This window comes from Flavobacterium sp. BFFFF1, assembly GCF_002256285.1.
In the GTDB taxonomy this organism is placed as follows: Bacteria; Bacteroidota; Bacteroidia; order Flavobacteriales; family Flavobacteriaceae; genus Flavobacterium.
In genome coordinates this window covers 76658-97515 of record NZ_NKJE01000006.1, presented here as the reverse complement: position 1 = coordinate 97515, position 20858 = coordinate 76658, and the positions used below count along the sequence as shown (strand labels likewise).

Here is a 20858-nt window from a genome sequence, read left to right as displayed (position 1 = left end):
AGTTGCTTTGGTTTTAAACTGCCCGGAATAAAATTAGTATTTTTATCAAAATCATTGCAAACACATGAAGCCTAAATTTTTCAAAACAGCCGCCGATTTCCGGAAATGGCTGGAAGAAAATCACGATAAATACAGCGAACTCATTGTCGGGTATTACAAAACCGGGAGCGGGAAACCTAGCATGAACTGGCCTGATTCTGTAGACCAGGCGCTCAGTTTTGGATGGATTGACGGGCACCTCAAACCGATTGATGCGATTTCATACACCCGGCGTTTTACACCCCGAAAACCAAACAGCATCTGGAGTAATGTCAATATCAAAAAAGCGGAAAAACTGATCCAGGGCGGTTTGATGCACGAATCCGGAATGGAGGTTTACCGATTGCGAAAGGAAGACAAATCAGGAATTTATGCGTTTGAAAAGCCTTTGGAAGTTTTGGATAAAGAAATAGAGAAACAATTCAAAGTCCATAAAAAAGCCTGGGACTTCTTTGAAAAACAGGCGCCCTCTTATAAAAAGGTTATCATACACTGGCTAATGCACGCGAAGCAGGAAAAGACACAGCATACCCGACTTGAAAAACTCATCCTCGCTTGTGAAGAAGGTAAAAGAATCAGGTAAGTTCCCGGAAATATTGCAGCAAAACGCTGTCATTTACATATGTAGGTGTAAAAACCTCCAGGATTGCCGGTTTGTCATTTGAAGCGAATACGGCAGCTATTCCTTTACCGAGGCTGCTTTCGTCATGGGCAGTGAAATAGTCAAACCCGAACATTTTAGCCAAATGCACCGCGGTAAGTTGGTGTTCGGTCTCAAAATAAGTATTAAAAACAGGCGTTTCCTGATGCCCCGGTAAAATCCGGAAAATACCGCCACCACCATTGTTTACGAGGACAATCTTAAAATTCTTTGGGATGTAATTATTCCAAAGTCCGTTGCTGTCATATAAAAAACCAATATCTCCTGTAATCAGCGTGGTTTGCTTTTCAGACCCTACCGCCGCGCCTACTGCTGTCGATGTGCTGCCATCGATCCCGCTCGTACCGCGGTTGCAGAACACTTCAATGGATGGATCGATATCAATAAGCTGCGCATATCGGATTGCAGAACTGTTGCTGATCTGCAGCTGCGAATCTTTCGGTAAGGCCGTAATGAGTTTATCAAACACCTTAAAATCGGAAAACGGAATCTTAGAAAGGTACTCGTCGTGGCGCTTTTTTCTTAGCGATTTTACACTTTGTCCGATGTCAGTATAACCGCTTACTGTTGTTTCTGCCAATGGAAACAGGCTGGCGAAAAAATCATTTACCGAAATTTCGAAATGCATCGTCAACGCACCAAAAGTATCATACGCGCGCAATGGATCGATGTGCCAATGGTGTTTCGGTTTGTATTTACGCAGAAATGCCTTAATGCGTTTAGAGACGATCATCCCGCCAAAAGTAACCAGCAAATCAGGCTGAAAAGCTTCAAAATCTTCCCCAGTAAATGGCGTGATGATCGTATCAATATTGTTGATAAAAGTAGGATGGTGCAAATTTGACGTCGTTTCCGTCATCAAAATCACCGACGGATCGGATGCTAATCCTTCCGATACCGCCGCATCAAAAATGTTGGGTTCATTTGAACCGACAAGCACCAATTTCTTTTTGGCGTTATTCCAAATCTCAACAACCGCATCGGAAATCTGAAAATTCGGTTTCTCGATATTTAATTTTGTGATCTTTGGGTTTACCATCAATTCCGGGACTGTTTCATACAAAGGTTCTTCAAAGGGCGCGTTGATGTGCACAGGACCTTTATGCTCCATGGCGGTGTCGATTGCGAGGCTAATCAGATGATCATTATCTGCGGAGGCGTTTTCCATGAGATTTGCATTGAACAGCGAATGGTTTGCAAATACATCTCTTTGACGGATGGTTTGTCCGTCACCGATGTCAATCTTATCGTAAGGCCTGTCGGCTGAAATCACAATTAGCGGAATCTGGCTATAAAACGCCTCAGCGAAGGCCGGATAGTAATTCAATAATGCAGACCCTGACGTACAAACTACCGCCACCGGTTCGTGCAATTGCTGTGCCATTCCGACGGCAAAAAATGCAGCACAGCGCTCATCAGCGATACTGTAGCATTTAAACCGCGATTGGCTCGCAAAGCCTATGGTTAAAGGAGCATTTCTTGATCCGGGGGAAATAACAATATTCCGGATTCCTTTCTGTGCACAAATTTCGATGATGCTTTGCGCCAAAGGGATTTTAGGAAAAGTCATGTGGCAATTTTTACAGCGCAAAGGTACAAAGTATTTGTGTTTTTTCAATCCGTTCACGCGCCTCGATTCCGCAAAGTTTTTTGATTAAATTTGTGCTCGTAATTTAATTGAAATGAGGAATTTTCTGCGGTTTGGTTTCATTTTGTACTTGTGCTTTTCGATGGGGAAAGGTGTTGCCCAGGTGGGTACGCAGTTCCGGGAAATTAGTTATAAGGACGCATTGAAACAGTCTAAGGAATTGCATAAGCCCATATTTTACATGATTTTTGCCACGTGGTGCCCGCATTGCCACAAAATGCGCGAAGAAGTTTTCACGGACACGGCCTTAGCCAATTATCTGAATGCCAATTTTATTTGCGTGATTCAGGATGGCGAAATCGGCGAAGGCCCCACGCTGAGAAAGAAATTCAACGTTTCCGCGTTTCCCGGACTGCTTTTTATAGACGAAAATGAAACATTGCTGTATACGCTTAATGGCGAGTTTAAGACAGATGACATGCTCAACGAAGCGAAAAATGCCCTGACACCGGAAAAGCAATTGCCGTTTTTGAAAGCGGCGTTTGAAGCTGACCCTTCCAATGCCGACAAATGCCTGGCGTACCTGATTACTTTACGCAAAGGAAGTGATCGGAAAACGCTTTCGCCGGCAGCACATGCTTATCTGGCCACACAAACCGAAGCGCAACTGCCCAGTGCGATCAACTGGCGCATTATTGCCAATGCGGTAACCGATATCAAATCACGGGAATTTCAATACGTATTGGCGCATCAGGACCAATTTGCGGCAGTAGCGTCAAAAGTTCGTGTACAGCGGAAAATCGGGAATATTGTGAGCGAGTTGTTAGAGCCTTATGTCGGGAAAAATGACAGTGTTGGGTATAAGACGCAGCGCGAAATGGTCAAATCCATGCAGGTGCAAAAAGCCGATTCGCTGGTATTCAGTTACGATATTATGCTCGCAGAAAGAACAGGCAACTGGCAGGCATATCGCAAGGCCGCAAGAGACGGCGTGGAGAAATACATATGGACAGACCAAAAAACCATTAAGGAAATTGCCCAGAATTACCTATTGCATTGCCCTGATCCGGAAAGCCTTAAACATGCGGTAAAATGGACAAAACATGCGTTGGAAATAATGGACTCTTATGACGGGAATATCATTCTGGCTAAACTCTACATCAAAACCAATGACAGAAAGCAGGCAGTAGTACATGCCCGTGCAGCCATGGAACTCACGAAAAGCCTCGGTTGGAATTCAAAGGACGCTGATGCCCTTTTCAAAGAACTAAACATCAATTAAACATGTCAGTACAGATCAGAAGGGCTGCTGCTCCCGATATTCCGGCGATTTTGGACATCGTGAACCATTCCATCTTATTTTCGACATCAATCTATGATTATGACGCAAGGACTTTGGAACAACAGCAATTGTGGTTTGCCGAAAAAAACGCTTTGAATTTCCCTGTTATCGTCGCTGAAATCGACGGAAAGGTTGCCGGTTTTGGAACGTATGGCAGCTTCCGCGTGAAGGTCGCTTATCAGTATACCGTCGAGCATTCCGTGTATGTTGCAGAAGATTTTAAAGGCCAGGGCATCGGGAAATTATTGCTGTCAGAATTGATCGAACTCGCAAAGCTTGATGGTTTTCACGTGATGATTGGCTGTATCGACGCAGCAAATGCGTCGAGTATCGGGTTTCATGAAAAGTTTGGCTTTAAAATCACCGGAACCATTAAGGAAGTGGGCTTCAAATTTGGGCGCTGGCTTGATCTCGTGCTGATGCAACTGATCCTCAAACATTAATCCGGAAAAACGCTGCTCCTGCCCTACCAGTTCACTTCCGGTAATCCCTTGGCTTTCAAGAATACATTCGTTTGGCTAAAATGCTTATTCCCAAACCAATGTCCTTTGTTGGCACTCAATGGTGATGGATGCCCTGATTCCAGGACTTCGTGAACCTGCCGATTGATACTGGCGCCTTTCTTTTTGGCGAAACCGCCCCAAAGCAGGAATACAATATCCTTCTTTTGGTCAGAAATTTTTTTGATTACAGCATCGGTAAAAATTTCCCACCCTCGATTCTGATGGCTTCCCGCCTCGCCCTTCCGGACAGTTAAGGTCGCATTTAACAACAATACGCCCTGATCTGCCCATCGCTCCAGATTTCCGGTCAAAGGGATATCCTTGCCCAAATCAGTATGGATTTCGCGAAAAATATTAACCAAAGACGGCGGAAACGGAATTCCGTCGTGTACCGAAAAGCAAAGGCCGTTTGCCTGTTTCGGTCCGTGATACGGATCCTGGCCGATGATGACCACTTTAACCTGATCAAACGGGCAATGGTTAAAAGCGGCAAATATCTCCGGTCCGGGCGGATAGCAGGTATTTGCAGCATATTCTTCCTTCACAAAGCCAATCAGGTTCTCGAAATAAGGTTTGGTGAATTCTTCGGAAAGTACTGTTTTCCAGGTAGGATCAATATGAATGTTCATGCTGTCAATTTTGGCAAAAATAAACATTTTCAAAGGAAAACCTTGCCCGTCAATTCCTCAAACTCGATTAAAATTAAGTAAATTTGCAATTAAAATACGCTAAGAAAATTAATGATTTCCATTACCGACAAGACACTGCAGGATTTGCAGTTCAATACCATACTTGAAACCATTTCAGCCATTTGCAATACCGACCCCGGAAAGCAAAAAGCACTGGAAATTATCCCCTTTAAAGACAAGGACACGCTGATGGAAGCGCTGGAGCAGACTTCAGAGTATGTTTCGTCATTCCAGAACAACAATGCCATTCCCAATCATGGATTTGATCCGGTGGCGTATGAGATTAAATTCCTCGCCATCGAAAACAGCTTTCTTGAAGCGGGAAGCTTGCGCAAGATTGCAGCGCTTTCAGAAACTACAAACATCCTTTTACAGTTTTTTAAAAAGTTTGATGATTATTATCCCACGCTAAACCGAAAAGCCGGAGAAGTTGAATTTACAAAGGAAATTATCCGTATCATCGATGAAGTGGTCGATAAATATGGTGAAATCCGAGACAATGCATCACCGGATTTACTGAATATCCGTCGGGAAATGAACAGTGTCCGTGGTAAAGTAAATCAAAGCTTCGGTGTCGCTTTAACCCAATATTCCGGGTTAGGCTACCTCGACGACATCAAGGAAAGTTTTGTACAAAACCGACGCGTGCTCGCTGTATTGGCTATGTACAGGCGGAAAGTAAAAGGATCGATTCTAGGCAGTTCCAAAACCGGCAGTATCGCGTACATTGAACCGGAAGCAACGCTGAAATATTCCCGTGAACTCAGCAATCTTGAATACGAAGAGAAGGAAGAAATCACCCGGATACTGAAAATGCTCAGCAACCAGATCAGGTATTACCTGCCGTTGATTATACAATACCAGGAATTCCTAAGCGACATTGATGTCATCGCAGCAAAAGCGAAATATGCCACACGCATCAACGGTATTTTACCGCGCATCACTGAAGACCGCCGGTTGTATTTCCGGGACGCCTTCCATCCTATCTTATACCTGACCAACAAGCAAAAAAACGAAACTACGTATCCACAAACCATCGAACTGGAGCAGGATAACCGAATCATCGTGATCTCTGGCCCAAACGCGGGTGGAAAGACGATTTCTTTGAAGACGGTAGGTTTACTGCAACTGATGCTGCAATCCGGAATGCTGATTCCTGTTCACGAACGCAGCGAGACATTTTTATTTGACAGGATCCTGACCGATATTGGCGACAACCAATCCATCGAAAACCATCTGAGTACTTACAGTTACCGGTTGAAAAATATGAATTACTTCCTGAAGAAGTGCAACCGAAAGACACTTTTCCTGATTGATGAGTTTGGAACAGGCTCCGATCCTGAACTGGGTGGTGCTCTGGCCGAGATTTTCCTGGAAGAGTTTTACCATCGTGAGGCCTTTGGAATCATTACCACGCATTATTCAAACCTGAAAATCCTGGCAAATGAACTGCCTCACGCGATGAATGCGAACATGCTCTTCGATGAAAGGTCACTTGAGCCCATGTACAAACTGGCACTTGGGCAGGCTGGAAGTTCTTTTACTTTTGAAGTAGCACAAAAAAATGGCATTCCATTCGGTCTGATTAATCGGGCAAAGAAAAAAATCGAAGTGGGCAAAGTGCGGTTTGACAAGACCATCGCCACGCTGCAAAAAGAACGCTCCAAGCTGGAGAAAACATCGAATACGCTTAAGGAAGAGGAAACGAAAGCACGGGAAGAAAGTAAGAAGATGCAGGCCATCAATACCAAAATCCAGCAAAAACTTGAAAGCTACCAGGAATTGTATGACAGCAATCAAAAGCTAATATACATGGGCCAAAAAATTGATGAACTCGCTGACCGGTACGTGAACAACAAGGATAAGAAGGTCATCATTGGTGAATTCCTAAAGTTAATTGAGATTGAAGCGTCGAAGCGAAAAAAAGCCACAGTTAAAGAACAGCTGGCGAAAGAAATTCAGCAAAAGGAGATCAAAAAAGAAATAGAGGTTAAGGTCGAGGAAATTCGCAAGGAAAAAAAGGAAAAGAAAATCAAGGCGTCCAGCATCCAGGAAAAACCAAAACCCGTGCTTAAAGTAGGCGACCGCGTCAGGATGTTCGACGGCAAGTCCGTGGGTACGATTGACAAAATCGAGAAAACGAAAGCAGTGGTTAACTATGGGTTGTTTACGTCAACCGTCAGTATTGAATTGCTTGAATTTGTTGAAGCGAAAAAGTAACACAAAATTTACGCCCCAAGAAAATGAATTTACCCGAGCATAAAAAAATAATCCTTTTCGATGGCGTGTGTAACCTTTGCAACCGCATGGTACAGTTTGTGATCAAACATGACAAAAAGGATTTATTCCGGTTTGTCGCGCTCCAGTCTGAGTTGGGCCAGGAAATACAAAGGCATATCGGGATCGATACCAAAAACATCGACAGCGTAATTTTGTATGATCCGGGGCACGCCTATTATTATAAATCATCTGCCGCGATTGAAATCATGCAGGAATTCGGAGGGGTTTTCTACGCCGCACGCCTATTCAAAATTATCCCCAATGCCCTGCGAAATGGTATTTACGATTATGTTGCACGAAACCGGTACAGCTGGTATGGCAAAACGGAACACTGCATGATGCCGACGCCGGAAATCAAAGCAAAATTCCTGTAGCAAACGGTTTTACTTTTTAAATCGCGAAACACTCTCTTTCAACCATTTGTAGTATACTTCGACATCTGGTTCGTAAGCCATCGGTTCGTTTAAACTGTTCTCATTCAGATCCAATAATACGTAATAAGGCCTCGCATTGCTTTGGTATCTTTCGCGTTCGAATTCAGACCACTTCTGGCCAACATTCGTGATCGCTGACCCTGTACTTTTCGAAATGAACTTTTCGTTCTCCGGAAGTTCAATCCGCAAATCGCAAAAAAGAGAAATCAGCACCACATCGTTCTTCAGGATTTCCAAAACCCTCGGGTCGGACCAAACGTTATTTTCAGTCTTCCTGCAATTTACGCAGGCCTTCCCTGTAAAATCCAGGAACACCGGCTTGTTTACCTTTTTTGCATAGGCTAATCCGGTGGCATAATCTTCAAAGGAAACGATATGATGTGGCCCGTAGACCGCTCCTGGAGGCAACACTTCTTTTGTTCCTGATGCAGATGGACCTGAAGTAGCTCCAACACCTTCGGGGCTTTCGCTATAATTTGGCGGCGGCGGGAACGCACTGATCAATTTCAGCGGTGCTCCCCAAAGTCCCGGAATCATGTAAATGGTAAATGCCAAAGATACCAACCCCAACAACATCCGCCCAACGGAAATATGGTCCTGCTTCGAATCGTGTGGCAGCGAAATCTTACCAAAAAGATACAGTGCCAATAACCCGAATATGGCAATCCAGATGGCGAGAAAAACCTCCCTTTCCAATAAATGGGTGTCCAAAACGAGATCGGCATTCGAAATAAATTTAAACGCCAAGGCAAGTTCTATAAAGCCAAACACCACTTTCACCGTATTAAGCCATCCGCCTGATTTGGGCAGGTTGGTCATCAATCCCGGGAATAAGGCGAGTCCGATAAAGGGAAAAGCGAGCCCCAATCCAAATCCTAACATCGCAATGGTTAAAATGGTGGCACCGCCATCTGTCGAAAGTACACTTCCCAGTACCAGGCCCAAAGCCGGACCGGTGCAGGAGAACGATACGATAATGAGCGTTAACGCCATAAAGAATATGCCAAACAATCCTCCCGAATTGGAAGCGTTATCGGCTTTGCTCGCGAGCCAGTTTGGCATTGTAATTTCAAATGCCCCAAAAAATGAAATGGCAAAAACTACGAATATGACAAAGAAGAATAAATTCAAGTAGACGTTTGTAGAAATCTCACTGAACATGTCGGGATTAAGGCTTTCAAAAATGTGAAACGGCAGCGAAATCAGTACGTAAATCGCAATGATACAAAAGCCGTAAAAAAAAGCGTTAAACTTCCCTTTCGCCTTGGTACCGGACTGTTTGATAAAGAAACTTACCGTCATTGGAATCATTGGGAACACACAAGGTGTAATCGTAGAAAGGAAACCTGCCAGTAGTGTCCCGATAAAAATAGTCCAGAGACTTTGTTTTTCCTTTTTTTGGCCAGACTTGCTATTGCCAGGGTTTTCGGTTGCCTTAACTTCAGTCTTTTTAATTGTGTCAGGAAGCACCGATTCTTGTAAATTGGCCGTAGAATCAACAACTGCCGCAGTACTGTTAGCGCCTGCCGGAGCCTCTGACTTTTCCACGCTCATTTTAGGTACATCGAACGTAAAGTCCTTCGTGTCATTTACACAACGGTCTTTACAAACCTGGTAGTCAACCGCGGCGTTTATTTTTGCAAGCGATGTATTGAGGACTTTAATCTTTTGTTTTAAAACGACGATCTCTTCGAAAAATACTTCGTCGACCCCGAAATCCTTATTAAATTCACGGTGGGTTTTACTTTCAGAGGTTTTGCCAATCAGCGTATAATTGCCTTTTTGATTTTTATAGTCGATTACGATCGGAAGCGGCCCATCTTCAGGAGTAAATTGTGAATAAACATGCCACCCTTCCTCGATTTTACCTTCCATGACAAGCGTAACCTCGTTGTTTGATCCTTTTTCAACGCGGGAACTCCATTTTACCGGCACAAAAATCTGAGCGGAAAGATTGGTTAAAAACAGCAAGGCAAAGAGCAGGTAACTGAATTTTAAAGGGAATTTAAGTTTCATTATCTAGTTTTATTTGTAGTATATTTTTTGTGTTCGGGGTTACTTTAAAGCGATCATCCTGCCTTCTGCCAATGATCCATATGACCTTTGTTCCGGTGCAAAGAAGCCAGGCCTGTTCTTTCTCAATCGCCGAAAATTTTTCGTCTTTGAAGTATTTGCTTACTTTTTTCGATTGCCCGGCCATGCCAATCGGCTGAAAACGATCGCCTTCCTCCCATTTTCTTATCATCAACGGAAATCCAAGCAAATCTTCGTCCACAAATATAACCGTATTTGAGGCGCCGATTTTGTCGGCTACTTTACAGAACGACAATTTTAAGGGAAATTTAACTTCCCGGATTCCTTTCTCAATTAGAAATGATAATTGGTCGGAAGCTGGGATTGGTGCCAACAATAAACATTCACGGTCCTTAATCAATCTGAACCCTGAAGAAAACACCTGTTTCCCGGACTGGGCATTGACCAGTTCATAAATATCATTCCAAGCCGTAAATCCCAATGGCTGAAGCCAATGCTGGAGGTATGACTTATAGTTTGGTAAAACCAAAAGTTCTTTAAGATTGATTTTTTTTTGTTCGGCATCGCCTGAAACTACTTTCCTGTACACAATCCTTGCAGCGTCATCGGCCATGGAAAGCTTCTGACGGAGATATTCTGAAGTATGTTGGAAAGAATTCAAAAATGAAGGATTAATCTCTTTCAGCACTGGAACGATCTGGTGCCGTAATTTATTTCGAAGATACTTATCCGAAGCATTGCTGCTGTCTTCCCGCCATGGAACGCTATTGATTCTGGCATACTTTTCGATTTCTCCTCTCGAAAACGGCAACAATGGTCTAATAACATTACCGTTTTGAGGCGGAATACCGACAAGTCCATCCGGACCGGTACCGCGGCTGAAGTTAATGAGGAAGGTTTCCAAGCTGTCATTGAGGTGATGCGCCGTCAACACATAATCAAAATGTTTTGTTTCGAGCAATTCCTGAAACCAATTGTAACGCAATTGCCGGGCTGCCATTTGAATGGACACTTTGTAATCATCGGCAAACCTTTGCGCATCAAGCCTTTCAAGAAAATACGGGACTTTTATTTTTTCAGCATAGGATTGCACCAACGCTTCATCAGCATCACTTTCCTGAAAGCGCAGCCCGAAATTACAATGCGCAATACCCATTTCAAACGGCAACTTAGAAAACAAATCCGCCATCACCATGCTGTCGATGCCGCCTGACACAGCGAGCAATACTCTTTTGTGTGTAAGGAAGGGGAAATACTCGGTGAGGTGTAAGCGCAACTTCGTAATCATCATCAAATATACTAAAATTCAATTTTCTTAACGCCAAGTGCTTCAAACATCGCTTTGGCCTTCAAAAGGCATTCTTCATATTCCCTTTCGGGGTCTGAAAGTGATGTAATTGCACTTCCTACTGAAAATGAGGCATACCTGGTATCAGCATTGTATATAATGCTTCGAATGACTACGTTCAGGTCAAAATCAGACTCCGGAGTGAAATACCCTAAAGCGCCGCTGTAAACCCCGCGCTTCGATTCCTCGAGTTCTTCGATGATTTTCATCGCCGAGATTTTTGGTGCGCCGGTCATACTTCCCATCGGAAATGTTGTTTTAATCAAATCTGATACCGTATATTGACAATCGAGTTCGGAAGTGATAGTGGATATCATTTGATGCACCTGAGGAAAAGTGTAGATTTCGCACAATTCACTAACCTGTACCGAACCCTTTTGCGCGGTACGGGACAGATCGTTGCGCACCAAATCGACAATCATGATATTTTCAGACCGTTCTTTCGGATCGCTGCGCAATGAAGAAATGATGGTTTCGTCAGCATCTGCAGTAGCTCCTCTGCGCGCTGTTCCCTTTATTGGCTGGGTTATAATGCGGGAACCCGTTTTCTTCAAATAGCGTTCCGGAGAGGCGCACATCAGGAAATTCTTGTCTCTCTTAAAGAATGCGGCGAAGGGAGGGCCGGAAATCGCATTGAGTGAAATGAAAGTTTCCAAAGGATCGATCCCGACATTTTCTGCATAGAACTCCATACAGAAATTGGCTTCATAAATATCGCCACGATGGATATACCCGAGCATTTTTTGTATCTTCTCGATGTACTTTTCCTTAGCAATACGTGCTCGAACTTCAAGGGATGGAAGACCATGACGACGACCGCAATCGAAATCCTTTATTTCCTGTAAATCCGATTGTATCTCGTCGTCACATAAATAAAGGTATCGCATTTCCAGTTGCGTTCCTTTTAAGAGCAATAGTTTCTTAGGCTGAAAAAAATAAAGTTCGGGAAAATCCGGTCCGTCAAAATTTTCAGAGGATAGCGCTTCTGTACTGTTCTTTAAATCGTATGAAAAATAACCGAAAAGCCAGTCTTTGGTGACACTAAGATAATTGCTGAATTCGCCGAATGCCAGTTCGACATCAGTCTTTAATGACGTAAAGGCATCCACAGCCAGAATACAATCGTAGTCGGAATACTTCAGGTCATGCTCGTTGCTGTCAAGGAACACTACCTCTTTAAACTGAGAGGACCAACGCAAAAGTTTTTCTTTAAAATCGGTTTGGTTAATTTCTGAAATGAATGACGTTCTCAAGTAAAATAAATTTGCGCTAAATTACTGAGAAAAATCGAATTTAAAATGCTGAGAGGTTTCGCAATGTCCAGCCGGATTCCGCGTGAAATATATAAATATCAATCTTTTTGGCGGCGTCTTTAAGGTATTGGCTGTTGGCATCAGTTTTGGTTTTTTCAAAATCAGCCTGGGGCTTGAAAAAAGTTTTCCACATGGCAAAAAGTTCGTCATACATTGCCGTGATTTCATTTAATTTATAAGTCACAAACTCAGGTCTAACCGCATTAATATCTTCTCCGGCATTGTAAAAAGAGAAGTCGATTGTAATGAAAGCCTGCCGTTGGGCCTCGGTAAAACTACCGTTTTTTAAATCCTCATCTGTCAGTGACTGCTGCACGAACCGAAACCTTAGGACGCCTGCATTCTGAGATTCCTTCATCGTATAAAGTCGGTATTTCGAAGGCGCAGCGGAAACCAAAAGATTCGCGATCTGAGCCGCCGTCTCTTTACTCTCAGCCCGTTTTGCATTTTCTATAAGCTTATAATCCTGAGCCGGTGCGGCAACTGTAGATAAAAATACGAGGAATAAGAATAAGTGTTTCATTTTGGACTTTTCAGGCAAACGACTGCAATGGGGAAATATTGTCTTTACCCCAATTTAACTTCATATGGGTAATCCGGAAGCAGCAATAAAAGTGAAAGATCAAGGTAGTCCAGTTCTGTCTTAAGATATTTTTCAGCATCCGGGCTTACTGCTACCAACACCCTTGAAAACTCTTCATTGCAATTGAGGTAGAACATCCATTTACCGCTCTCCATGCCTTTGATGGCTTCCTGTTGTGAAATTTCCCAGGTAGAACCGTCGGGGTTGATCCCGCCGATGTGTGATATTTTCTCGTTACATTTTGTTTGATTTGTTTTTTTTACGAATCGGATTTGGTGCGTGGTACGCATAATTTTGTTGCTTTAGGGGTTGATAATAAAAAATGTCATCATCAATTTTGATGTAGAACCGAACGTAAAATTAATCAATCTCTAAAGATCAAAAATCAGGGTAAACCCTGATTTTTTTAAGGGTAAACCCTGATTTTTTTATATATTTTCCTGAAATGAACGCCGCAGTTTAAAGTTGGGCGTAAGTAAAATACTCATGTTTTAATGCAAAAATTATAGCGCCGATAAAATTTTTGGCAGAAGTCTTTTCGAGTATATGCTTCCGATGGCTCTCTACTGTCTTTACGGTGATACAGAGTTTTTCGGCAATTTCTGAGGTATTATACTCCTTACAAGCCATCTTGAGAATCTCAACTTCCCGCGATGATAATTTTTCCTTTTCCTCCTCAGATTTATATTTCTTTTTTTTGCTGTTTGACGAAGGGGACGCTTTCTTCTGCCATAACAGCGCTTCCCGAATGACGGTTCCCAATTCCATCCCAAAATAATAGCCGATTTCCTGAAGGCTTTTAATAGCGAGCTGTAATTGACCCGGATCGGAATTTTTTGTAAAATAGCCGTGGGCGCCGAGTTCCATTGTTTTATGAATACTTTCCTTGGTGGTAAGTTGCGAAACGATCAATACTTTAATATCGGGATAATTAACACGAAGCAGCGCACACACTTCAAAACCGTTCATTTCGGGCATTTCAATATCGAGCAGTACAATGTCCGGAACCGACTCGCTTAAAGAGAGTTTTTCAAAAAAATCCTTGCCGTTACAAGCATCAAAAATGGATTTAACCCCTTCGAACGAATCGATCAGCAGGCATAGGCTTTTTCTAAAAAGCTGGTGATCGTCAACAATGGCAACTTGAATCATCGTTATTTTTTTAGCATAATTACAAAATGATTCCCTGCTTCGGTGGGTCGCTGTTCTAATTTGGCCTCCAGTATTTTTACCCTCGACCTGATGTTTGAGATGCCGGCACCTTTCGAGGACTTAAAAAGCGCCTCAATATCGTATCCTACTCCGTCATCAAACATCTCAACAATCTGATGAGCTGAAGTAGATGAAAAAACTACCGTAAAATGGCTTGCGTTGCCGTATTTGACCATGTTTGTAGTGAACTCCTGAACAATTCTGAAAATCTCATAAGCGGTAGACGCATCTAATTTTAACTCTGCTTTCTCATCAATTGTGAACACAATTTTGGTTGCAATAGAGACACGCTGGAAATAATCATCGAGCGCTACTACAATTCCAGCCGACTCAAGTAAGGGCGGCATCAGTTTATATGAGATGGCGCGCGTGTTTTCCAATGCGGCTTCCACACCTGTCTTGATACTTTTGAGCATGTCGCTTTTTTCAGGGTCGGCTTCGATTTTTTGAAATATACTCACAAAATTTCGGATGGCATTAAGGTCTCCCGATAACCCATCGTGAATGTCTGCAGCGATGCGTTTACGTTCATTTTTCTCGCTCTCTAAGTTGGCTTTCAGCAGTACTTCAGCTTCCTTCCTTTTAATTTTTGCCAAGTGGTTTTGGTAAAAAAATACGATGAAAATAAGTCCACATCCGAGGAAAAGCATTACGGAAGTTCCGACTAAAAGAATGGTGTTTACTTCTTGATTTTCCATATGCCTTTAATTAAAAATAATTTTAAGATAATATTGAAGATATTATTGATAATCCAGTATTCTCCAAATTTTTCAGGGTCTGAACTTAAAATCTGGCTGCTTACCAGAAACAAGAATATAGGTCCTGAAAGGTAAATTATCAACCCTGAAACGAAGTAAAAATTTGGCATATCTAAAAGCGATATATCGGGCAAGTACTTAAATAACCTTGTAAACCAATGAATTGCAAGCACGTAAATCACAATCAATTCAAATGCAGATAGATACGAGTCTGTTTTCAAACTCTGGCTGAATGACCATTCAAAGCCAAGACATGCAAAAATAAAAAACAATAAAAACAGCACTCCAAAAGAAATGTACAGCCATTTCATTGTTTTCCCGGATAATTTATAAAAGAGATTTAGCAGCACATAAAACTCAAGAAAAATGTACACTTTAAAATATACCGCTGAATGAACTGAAAAAATATCGGTCGCAATCAGCTCATATAAGTTTGAAAATAGCTCTAAATATAAAAAAGGAACTATTAAAGATGCCTCAAATTGTTTAGTTTTCTTTCTTTTGAAATAGATAATCAAAAGTGAGAATCCAATTATTGTATTTAAATAAAAAACAAATTGAGACATCTTTTATTATTTTAGTAGCATAAAGGGCTCGAGTTATCACAATCGGACGGACACGGTTTCGTCCTATCCATAATCACACCTTCGTACAAGTCGTTACCACTGGAATCCGTCCCCACGATTACCAGATTTGTCGCCTTATTTGCCGCATCATAACCATTGTAAATCCTTAAGCCCTGGCAGCCATCCTGGTTCAAAATCTGTTGAATGTTTACCGCCGATATCATATACCCTTTCGTTGAATTTGGGTATAAATTTCTGAAATCTCTGGTCATCGTTTTAGCCTCATCCAGGCTGATTGATTCTCCTGCGTTTTGAATTGGTTCCATAATATTTGTAAGGGGTTTAATTGTTTGAAACAAATTAAAACAAAAAAAAACAATAATCCATCAGGGTTTACCCTGATAGTACTCAGGGTAAACCCTGATTTTTTTAACTACCGTTTAGTAATACTGGCTAAACACGTAGCGACAGCGTTAAAATGATCCCATATTCTGCTCAGAAAAATCAGGGTTTTCAGGTATTGTGCCTTAAGTAATCGTATAGTAATTTTACAAAATAAATAGCTGTCTCAGTGTATATTTGTTTATACAGCATGGCAAAACACTTAAAAAACATGAAACCCCAGCGCAATCACAGAAAACTTATTTTAAGTAAAAACAAAGACTATGATCCGCAAATTGGCTTAATTCGCTTTCTGCTCGTAATCACTGTATTAATTATGGGTATGGCAGTCTACACTTTATTCAGATAAGCTATCTTTTCAAATTTGACTCATACAGTGTAATCCAATCATCTACCGTAATTTTTTTACACAATTCCGCAATAAGTGCAAACGGTATGTCATCAGGCTTTTTAAACCGAATACATCCTTTTCCCATATCCAGTTTATATTTTGAATGTTTAGGGTATTCGGACTGAAACCAATCCAATAGGTCTTTGCTCCCATAAATACCCATATGGTGCAACGCAATAAAATTCTTCTGAGACGCAATACTGATAAAAGGCAGCGGCATTTTTGGATCGCAATGGTAACCTGCCGGATACATCGAATGCGGTACCACGTAGCACGCCATTCCATATCCCATCCCCTCAGTAAATCCTTCCGGAAGATTTTCCTTAACCACTTTTCTCAAAGTCTGCATCGCGACTTTCCTGTCTTCAGGCACTGCTTCAAAATATGCCTCAACCGTTATTACTTTAGTATCCATCTCATTTTCTTTTAGATCCCAAAGCTATTAAAACAAACGTTAATTTTCAACAGCTTTATCCTTCGCCCAAAACAATTCCCGATATTTGTTTAAAAGCAAAAAAATGAAAAAAATTTACCTACTCCTGTTATTGTTGGTTTCGATTCACCTCTCAGCACAACTAAAGGCAGTCGCCTACAATGATGGTGATCAAAAGTTAAATGGATTTTCGATTGTGCCAACTAAATTAGGCAAAGAAACTAAAGGAATCCTGATTCTTCCTGCATGGAAAGGCATTGATGAACACGCAAAAGAAAGCGCAAAAAAATTAGCTGAACTGGGGTATTACGCGTTTATCGCCGATATCTATGGAGAAGGAAATTACCCAAAAGACGCAGCTGAAGCAGGGAAACAGGCCGGATTTTACAAACAGAATTTTAAATCTTACCAAAAGCGGATCAGTCTTGCATTGGAACAATTGATCAAATCCGGTGCAGATGCCAACAAAATTGTCGTTATCGGCTATTGTTTTGGCGGCACTGGCGCACTTGAAGCAGCGCGCTCCGGAATGCCTGTGAAAGGCATCGTTTCATTTCATGGCGGATTGAAAAAAGATACCGCTAGGACAAACGAGCCAATCTCAACAAAAGTACTCGTGCTGCACGGCGCTGATGATCCAAATGTTCCTCCTGCAGAAGTAGCAGCTTTCCAGCAGGAAATGAACGAATCGAAAGCCGATTGGCAAATGGTTTATTATGCCAATGCCGTTCACGCGTTCACCGATCCTTATGCAGGAAATGATAATTCAAAAGGCGCGGCATACAACGAAAAGGCTGACAAACGCTCGTGGGAGCATATGCTCACCTTCCTAAAAGAAGTGCTAAAATAGCGAATCACGGCCCAAAACGGTATAATTCTGTTTTTTTTAGTAGATTTATCTCCTAAACCTAACCAGAGCTATACCTTTTTTATGTCCAAAAACCAACTGAGAAGTGATAAGACCTGCCTGAATTGCAACCATGTCGTGCATCAGCGATTTTGCCCGAATTGTGGCCAGGAGAACACGGACTCCCGTAAAACTTTTCACCACCTCTTTATCCATTTCTTTGAAGACCTGACGCATTATGAAAATGCATTCTGGAAAACCATCCGGAATTTACTACTTAAGCCCGCTTCGCTTTCCAAAGAATACCTGTCTGGTAAAAGGCTCTCCTATCTCGCGCCGGTCAGACTTTACATTTTTATCAGTTTCATCACCTTTTTTGTCATATCGATTGTAGCAGAAGGAACCGAGCTGGAGTCAAAACCCCTGCGGGAAATCAGACCGCCTGCGGGACTTAAACTAACGCCGGCAGAGATGGCGGAATTACGGGAAATTGAAGCTGTTGAGATAAAGCAGAAGAAAGTTGATTCGCTACGTGTCGCAGGCCTTTTTACCAAAGACGAAGCAGAAAGCATGAAGCAAAGTCTCGAGAAAAACTATAAAGCCGTGAAAATTGGGGAAGAATTCGGTTACAGAACTGTCCGACAACTCGATTCAGTACAGCATTCGCTTCCCGAAAGCAAAAAATTCAGTCCGGTAAAATATTGGTTTTACCGGAAAATGACACTCATAAACCAAAAAGGCATGACCGGGGAAGAACTGGTGAATAAGTTCAAGGAATCATTCCTGCATAATTTTCCGAAAGTACTGTTCATCTACATGCCGATATTTGCGTTCTTTCTTTGGCTGTTCCATAGTAAGAAACGTTGGTACTACTTCGATCATGGCATATTTACGCTGCATTACTTTTCATTCCTTTTGCTGGTGACCCTTATCTCAATTTCGCTGGATTCAGTGTTGACACTGTTGCATTCTGACATAGCTGATCTCATTTCACAAATCATGATATTTGGCGTCATTTGCTGGATGCTGTACTACTTCTTTCCGGCGCATCATCGTTTCTATGGCGAATCGAGAGGCGTGTCATTTATTAAAACGGCAGTATTGTTTTTCATCAACTTTATCATCGTTTTTATTTTATTGCTTAGCTTTATGGTTTACACGTTAATTAACCTACACTAAAATGAAAAACATATTATGGCTCACAGTACTTGCAATATCTGTAGGATGTTCCATCAAAAAACCGCTGGTTTATGAGCAAAAATACATGAATACGATTACCGCTGAGGAACTGAAGAAACACTTGACAATCGTTTCATCCGATGCGATGGAGGGACGGGAAACGGGTTCCGAAGGACAAAAAAAAGCCGGAAAATACATCGTAGCACAATATCAGGCAGATGGGGTTTCATTTCCAACGGGTGCTGAAAGTTACTACCAAACAGTTCCCGCTGCATACATGAATGAAAAATACGGGGAAAGCCTGCCTGACTCGGAAAACATCTGGGCGTTTATCGAAGGCTCGGAAAAGCCTGCGGAAATTGTTGTGGTCTCTGCCCACTACGATCACGTCGGCGTTAAAAACGGAAAAGTCTATAATGGTGCCGATGATGATGGCTCTGGAACGGTCGGGTTGATGGAGATTGCGCAGGCTTTCGAGAAAGCTAAAAAAGACGGTCATGGCCCCAAGCGGTCGGTATTAATATTACACGTTACCGGCGAAGAACATGGCCTTCATGGCTCCAGGTATTACTCAGAACATCCTTTGTTTCCGCTAGCGAATACCGTTGCAGATGTCAATATTGACATGATCGGAAGACGTGATGAATTTCACAAAACTACCAATAATTATATCTACCTGATTGGCTCGGATTACCTTTCCACAGACCTTTACAACATTTGCGAAGAGGCAAATAGCCTCGTAAACCTTGAGCTGGACTACAAATACAATAGCCGCAAAGACCCAAATCGATTTTACTACCGCTCGGACCACTATAATTTTGCTAAGAATGGCATCCCATCGGTATTCCTTTTTAACGGGACGCATGCAGACTATCACAAGGATACCGATGAAGTAGATAAAATTGAATTCGATGCACTGGAAAAAAGAACAAAACTTGCGTTCGCAATTGCGTGGGAATTGGCAAACCGCGTAGAACGTATCGTGGTGGACAAAGACGGAAAATAATATGTCATAAATATGAAGAAAATTATCCTATTGCTATTTATTGTTTTTGCGGCAAACGCATCCGCGCAAGAACTTTTTGTGAAAACCTATGGGTCTGAAACAGCAAAACCAGTCCTATTTCTGCACGGTGGGCCCGGCTACAATAGCGTTAATTTTGAATCAACCACGGCTCAAAAACTTGCAGATGAAGGATATTTTGTAATTCTTTATGACCGTCGCGGTGAAGGCCGCTCGACAGATGCCAATGCAAAGTTCACTTTTGAAGAAACTTTTTCAGACATCAATTCCATTCTAACCAAATACAAAATCGGCAAGATCAATTTAATGGGCCACAGTTTTGGCGGGGTAATCGCCACGCTTTATGCCGAAAAATTCGCGGAAAAAGTAAATGCGGTTATTTTAGTGGGTGCACCAATATCACTGCAGGAGTCGTTTACAAATATCATTGCGCGCTGTAGAAAAATCTACACCGATAAAAATGACTCCTCTAGTCTCGGATATATGGATATGCTTGAAAAAATGGATAAAAGCAGCCTGGAATACAGTAGTTATTGTTTCATGTACGCTATGCAGAATGGATTCTACAAACCTAAAAATATCAGTCCGGAAGCCCAGAAAATATATGACGACCTGAGAAAAAGCCCCGATTTCAAATTGGCTACACAAATGACGCAGCAAGGCCCAACAGGATTCTGGAAAAATGAAAAATACACTGCGCTGAACCTTTCCGGCAGTATTGAAAAATTATCGAAAAAAATAAAGGTCATCGCCCTTTATGGTAAAGACGACGGCCTATATGCATCAGCACAGATTGAAGATTTAAGCAAACTGATCGGTACCGATAAGGTTTTTTATCTCGAGAACTGCTCGCATAACGTTTTTATCGATCAGCAAAATGAATTCTTAAGAATTATTAAAAGCCAGATTTAATTATAGATACGATTGCTCGTTCTTTACAATTTGCAGCTTACCAACCGGCACGGCATCGGTTGGATCCTGGAGAATGTTTACCCCCAGCAGGTTGAATGGAATATCAGGGATGCCTTCGCCTGAACTTTTTATTTCATGAACCAATTCCTGAAAATCCTGGGAGCTTACCACGAGAGAGTCCCCGGCATTTAGCGTATGTGTAATGATAAAGTCCCTCAATGAGGGTACGGTGATGCGGTGTCCAATGGAGATAAATGCTGACATAGTTTCTTTTTTACCTAAATTTAAAGATTAACGTCCAGCCATAAAACCATTTTAGG

The 20858-nt window shown here is 42.0% G+C and carries 22 protein-coding genes; 9 read left to right on the top strand and 13 right to left on the bottom strand.

All coding sequences use genetic code 11. From position 1 onward, the window contains the following. Positions 1 to 64: 64 nt before the first annotated feature. A complete protein-coding gene (locus CFE23_RS05600; protein ID WP_291085278.1) occupies positions 65 to 622 on the top strand; it encodes a YdeI/OmpD-associated family protein in 558 nt (185 codons plus the stop codon). Here the strand turns inward: CFE23_RS05600 and menD are convergent. Further along, positions 615 to 2270 carry a 2-succinyl-5-enolpyruvyl-6-hydroxy-3-cyclohexene-1-carboxylic-acid synthase gene (gene menD, locus CFE23_RS05595; protein ID WP_291085276.1) on the bottom strand — a complete coding sequence of 552 codons (1656 nt, stop codon included), beginning with the start codon at positions 2268 to 2270 and terminating at the stop codon, positions 615 to 617. The two genes, CFE23_RS05600 and menD, sit on opposite strands and share 8 nt — an antisense overlap. 112 nt (positions 2271 to 2382) lie before the next feature. On the opposite strand from menD, the gene CFE23_RS05590 reads away from it, so the two are divergent. After that, complete coding sequence (locus CFE23_RS05590) at positions 2383 to 3570, top strand: DUF255 domain-containing protein (protein ID WP_291085274.1); 1188 nt, start codon at positions 2383 to 2385, stop codon at positions 3568 to 3570. A 2-nt stretch (positions 3571 to 3572) separates the two neighbouring features. Next, a complete protein-coding gene (locus tag CFE23_RS05585) occupies positions 3573 to 4073 on the top strand; it encodes a GNAT family N-acetyltransferase (RefSeq protein WP_291085272.1) in 501 nt (166 codons plus the stop codon). Positions 4074 to 4096: 23 nt separating this feature from the next. Here the strand turns inward: CFE23_RS05585 and ung are convergent, their stop codons facing one another. Beyond that, entirely contained in the window at positions 4097 to 4762 is a 666-nt protein-coding gene (ung, locus tag CFE23_RS05580) for a uracil-DNA glycosylase (protein WP_291085270.1), read from the bottom strand. Positions 4763 to 4873: 111 nt separating this feature from the next. Here ung and CFE23_RS05575 point away from each other — a divergent pair, with 111 nt between their 5' ends. Together CFE23_RS05575 and CFE23_RS05570 are read left to right on the top strand one after the other, a co-directional pair. Then, on the top strand, positions 4874 to 7042 hold the full coding sequence (locus CFE23_RS05575; RefSeq protein ID WP_291085268.1) for a DNA mismatch repair protein MutS: 2169 nt from the start codon (positions 4874 to 4876) through the stop codon (positions 7040 to 7042). Positions 7043 to 7065: 23 nt separating this feature from the next. Beyond that, on the top strand, positions 7066 to 7476 hold the full coding sequence (locus CFE23_RS05570; RefSeq protein WP_291085266.1) for a thiol-disulfide oxidoreductase DCC family protein: 411 nt from the start codon (positions 7066 to 7068) through the stop codon (positions 7474 to 7476). A gap of 9 nt (positions 7477 to 7485) precedes the next feature. On the opposite strand, the gene CFE23_RS05565 is transcribed toward CFE23_RS05570, so the two are convergent. The 10 genes from CFE23_RS05565 to CFE23_RS05520 form a co-directional block, all read right to left on the bottom strand. Next, positions 7486 to 9552, bottom strand: a complete 2067-nt coding sequence (locus CFE23_RS05565; protein ID WP_291085264.1) for a cytochrome c biogenesis protein CcdA — start codon at positions 9550 to 9552, stop codon at positions 7486 to 7488. Further along, positions 9542 to 10861: a tRNA lysidine(34) synthetase TilS gene (gene tilS / locus CFE23_RS05560; protein WP_363331555.1), complete on the bottom strand. Its 1320-nt coding sequence runs from the start codon at positions 10859 to 10861 to the stop codon at positions 9542 to 9544. Before tilS ends, CFE23_RS05565 begins: the two co-directional genes overlap by 11 nt. Positions 10862 to 10869: 8 nt before the next feature. Next, a complete protein-coding gene (locus tag CFE23_RS05555) occupies positions 10870 to 12171 on the bottom strand; it encodes an anthranilate synthase component I family protein (protein WP_291085262.1) in 1302 nt (433 codons plus the stop codon). A 40-nt stretch (positions 12172 to 12211) separates the two neighbouring features. Beyond that, positions 12212 to 12754: a hypothetical protein gene (locus tag CFE23_RS05550; RefSeq protein ID WP_291085260.1), complete on the bottom strand. Its 543-nt coding sequence runs from the start codon at positions 12752 to 12754 to the stop codon at positions 12212 to 12214. A gap of 44 nt (positions 12755 to 12798) precedes the next feature. Continuing rightward, positions 12799 to 13104, bottom strand: coding sequence for a DUF3892 domain-containing protein (locus CFE23_RS05545; RefSeq protein WP_291085258.1), 306 nt, complete (start codon positions 13102 to 13104; stop codon positions 12799 to 12801). 169 nt (positions 13105 to 13273) lie between these two features. Continuing rightward, a complete protein-coding gene (locus CFE23_RS05540) occupies positions 13274 to 13966 on the bottom strand; it encodes a response regulator transcription factor (protein WP_291085255.1) in 693 nt (230 codons plus the stop codon). Positions 13967 to 13968: 2 nt separating this feature from the next. After that, a complete protein-coding gene (locus tag CFE23_RS05535; protein ID WP_291085253.1) occupies positions 13969 to 14724 on the bottom strand; it encodes a histidine kinase in 756 nt (251 codons plus the stop codon). Further along, positions 14706 to 15350 (bottom strand): hypothetical protein, encoded by a 645-nt coding sequence (locus CFE23_RS05530; RefSeq protein ID WP_291085250.1) that lies wholly within the window; start codon positions 15348 to 15350, stop codon positions 14706 to 14708. Before CFE23_RS05530 ends, CFE23_RS05535 begins: the two co-directional genes overlap by 19 nt. An 11-nt stretch (positions 15351 to 15361) precedes the next feature. Beyond that, positions 15362 to 15676 (bottom strand): hypothetical protein, encoded by a 315-nt coding sequence (locus CFE23_RS05525; RefSeq protein WP_291085248.1) that lies wholly within the window; start codon positions 15674 to 15676, stop codon positions 15362 to 15364. A gap of 426 nt (positions 15677 to 16102) precedes the next feature. Continuing rightward, complete coding sequence (locus CFE23_RS05520) at positions 16103 to 16558, bottom strand: DUF1801 domain-containing protein (protein ID WP_291085246.1); 456 nt, start codon at positions 16556 to 16558, stop codon at positions 16103 to 16105. 103 nt (positions 16559 to 16661) lie between these two features. Here CFE23_RS05520 and CFE23_RS05515 point away from each other — a divergent pair, with 103 nt between their 5' ends. From CFE23_RS05515 to CFE23_RS05500, 4 genes are all read left to right on the top strand, one after another. Then, entirely contained in the window at positions 16662 to 17426 is a 765-nt protein-coding gene (locus CFE23_RS05515) for a dienelactone hydrolase family protein (protein WP_291085243.1), read from the top strand. Positions 17427 to 17507: 81 nt separating this feature from the next. Then, a complete protein-coding gene (locus CFE23_RS05510; RefSeq protein WP_291085241.1) occupies positions 17508 to 18602 on the top strand; it encodes a DUF3667 domain-containing protein in 1095 nt (364 codons plus the stop codon). A gap of 1 nt (position 18603) precedes the next feature. Then, positions 18604 to 19608: a M28 family metallopeptidase gene (locus tag CFE23_RS05505; RefSeq protein ID WP_291085240.1), complete on the top strand. Its 1005-nt coding sequence runs from the start codon at positions 18604 to 18606 to the stop codon at positions 19606 to 19608. Between the two features lie 12 nt (positions 19609 to 19620). Beyond that, the gene (locus tag CFE23_RS05500; RefSeq protein ID WP_291085238.1) at positions 19621 to 20538 is read left to right on the top strand and encodes an alpha/beta hydrolase; all 918 of its coding nucleotides are present in this window, start codon (positions 19621 to 19623) and stop codon (positions 20536 to 20538) included. Here CFE23_RS05500 and CFE23_RS05495 read toward each other — a convergent pair whose 3' ends face one another. Further along, the gene (locus CFE23_RS05495) at positions 20539 to 20802 is read right to left on the bottom strand and encodes a hypothetical protein (protein ID WP_291085236.1); all 264 of its coding nucleotides are present in this window, start codon (positions 20800 to 20802) and stop codon (positions 20539 to 20541) included. It abuts the gene before it with no gap. Positions 20803 to 20858 lie beyond the last annotated feature (56 nt).

Excerpts from the sequence above, each read along its gene's own strand:
- CFE23_RS05535 (WP_291085253.1), bottom strand. The coding sequence starts at position 14,724 with ATGGAAAATCAAGAAGTAAACACCATTCTTTTAGTCGGAACTTCCGTA.
- CFE23_RS05525 (WP_291085248.1), bottom strand. The coding sequence starts at position 15,676 with ATGGAACCAATTCAAAACGCAGGAGAATCAATCAGCCTGGATGAGGCT.
- tilS (WP_363331555.1), bottom strand. The coding sequence starts at position 10,861 with ATGATGATTACGAAGTTGCGCTTACACCTCACCGAGTATTTCCCCTTC.
- CFE23_RS05600 (WP_291085278.1), top strand. The coding sequence starts at position 65 with ATGAAGCCTAAATTTTTCAAAACAGCCGCCGATTTCCGGAAATGGCTG.
- CFE23_RS05505 (WP_291085240.1), top strand. The coding sequence starts at position 18,604 with ATGAAAAACATATTATGGCTCACAGTACTTGCAATATCTGTAGGATGT.
- ung (WP_291085270.1), bottom strand. The coding sequence starts at position 4,762 with ATGAACATTCATATTGATCCTACCTGGAAAACAGTACTTTCCGAAGAA.
- CFE23_RS05495 (WP_291085236.1), bottom strand. The coding sequence starts at position 20,802 with ATGTCAGCATTTATCTCCATTGGACACCGCATCACCGTACCCTCATTG.
- CFE23_RS05570 (WP_291085266.1), top strand. The coding sequence starts at position 7,066 with ATGAATTTACCCGAGCATAAAAAAATAATCCTTTTCGATGGCGTGTGT.
- menD (WP_291085276.1), bottom strand. The coding sequence starts at position 2,270 with ATGACTTTTCCTAAAATCCCTTTGGCGCAAAGCATCATCGAAATTTGT.
- CFE23_RS05590 (WP_291085274.1), top strand. The coding sequence starts at position 2,383 with ATGAGGAATTTTCTGCGGTTTGGTTTCATTTTGTACTTGTGCTTTTCG.
- CFE23_RS05545 (WP_291085258.1), bottom strand. The coding sequence starts at position 13,104 with ATGCGTACCACGCACCAAATCCGATTCGTAAAAAAAACAAATCAAACA.
- CFE23_RS05585 (WP_291085272.1), top strand. The coding sequence starts at position 3,573 with ATGTCAGTACAGATCAGAAGGGCTGCTGCTCCCGATATTCCGGCGATT.
- CFE23_RS05520 (WP_291085246.1), bottom strand. The coding sequence starts at position 16,558 with ATGGATACTAAAGTAATAACGGTTGAGGCATATTTTGAAGCAGTGCCT.
- CFE23_RS05575 (WP_291085268.1), top strand. The coding sequence starts at position 4,874 with ATGATTTCCATTACCGACAAGACACTGCAGGATTTGCAGTTCAATACC.
- CFE23_RS05550 (WP_291085260.1), bottom strand. The coding sequence starts at position 12,754 with ATGAAACACTTATTCTTATTCCTCGTATTTTTATCTACAGTTGCCGCA.
- CFE23_RS05540 (WP_291085255.1), bottom strand. The coding sequence starts at position 13,966 with ATGATTCAAGTTGCCATTGTTGACGATCACCAGCTTTTTAGAAAAAGC.
- CFE23_RS05565 (WP_291085264.1), bottom strand. The coding sequence starts at position 9,552 with ATGAAACTTAAATTCCCTTTAAAATTCAGTTACCTGCTCTTTGCCTTG.
- CFE23_RS05510 (WP_291085241.1), top strand. The coding sequence starts at position 17,508 with ATGTCCAAAAACCAACTGAGAAGTGATAAGACCTGCCTGAATTGCAAC.
- CFE23_RS05530 (WP_291085250.1), bottom strand. The coding sequence starts at position 15,350 with ATGTCTCAATTTGTTTTTTATTTAAATACAATAATTGGATTCTCACTT.
- CFE23_RS05515 (WP_291085243.1), top strand. The coding sequence starts at position 16,662 with ATGAAAAAAATTTACCTACTCCTGTTATTGTTGGTTTCGATTCACCTC.
- CFE23_RS05500 (WP_291085238.1), top strand. The coding sequence starts at position 19,621 with ATGAAGAAAATTATCCTATTGCTATTTATTGTTTTTGCGGCAAACGCA.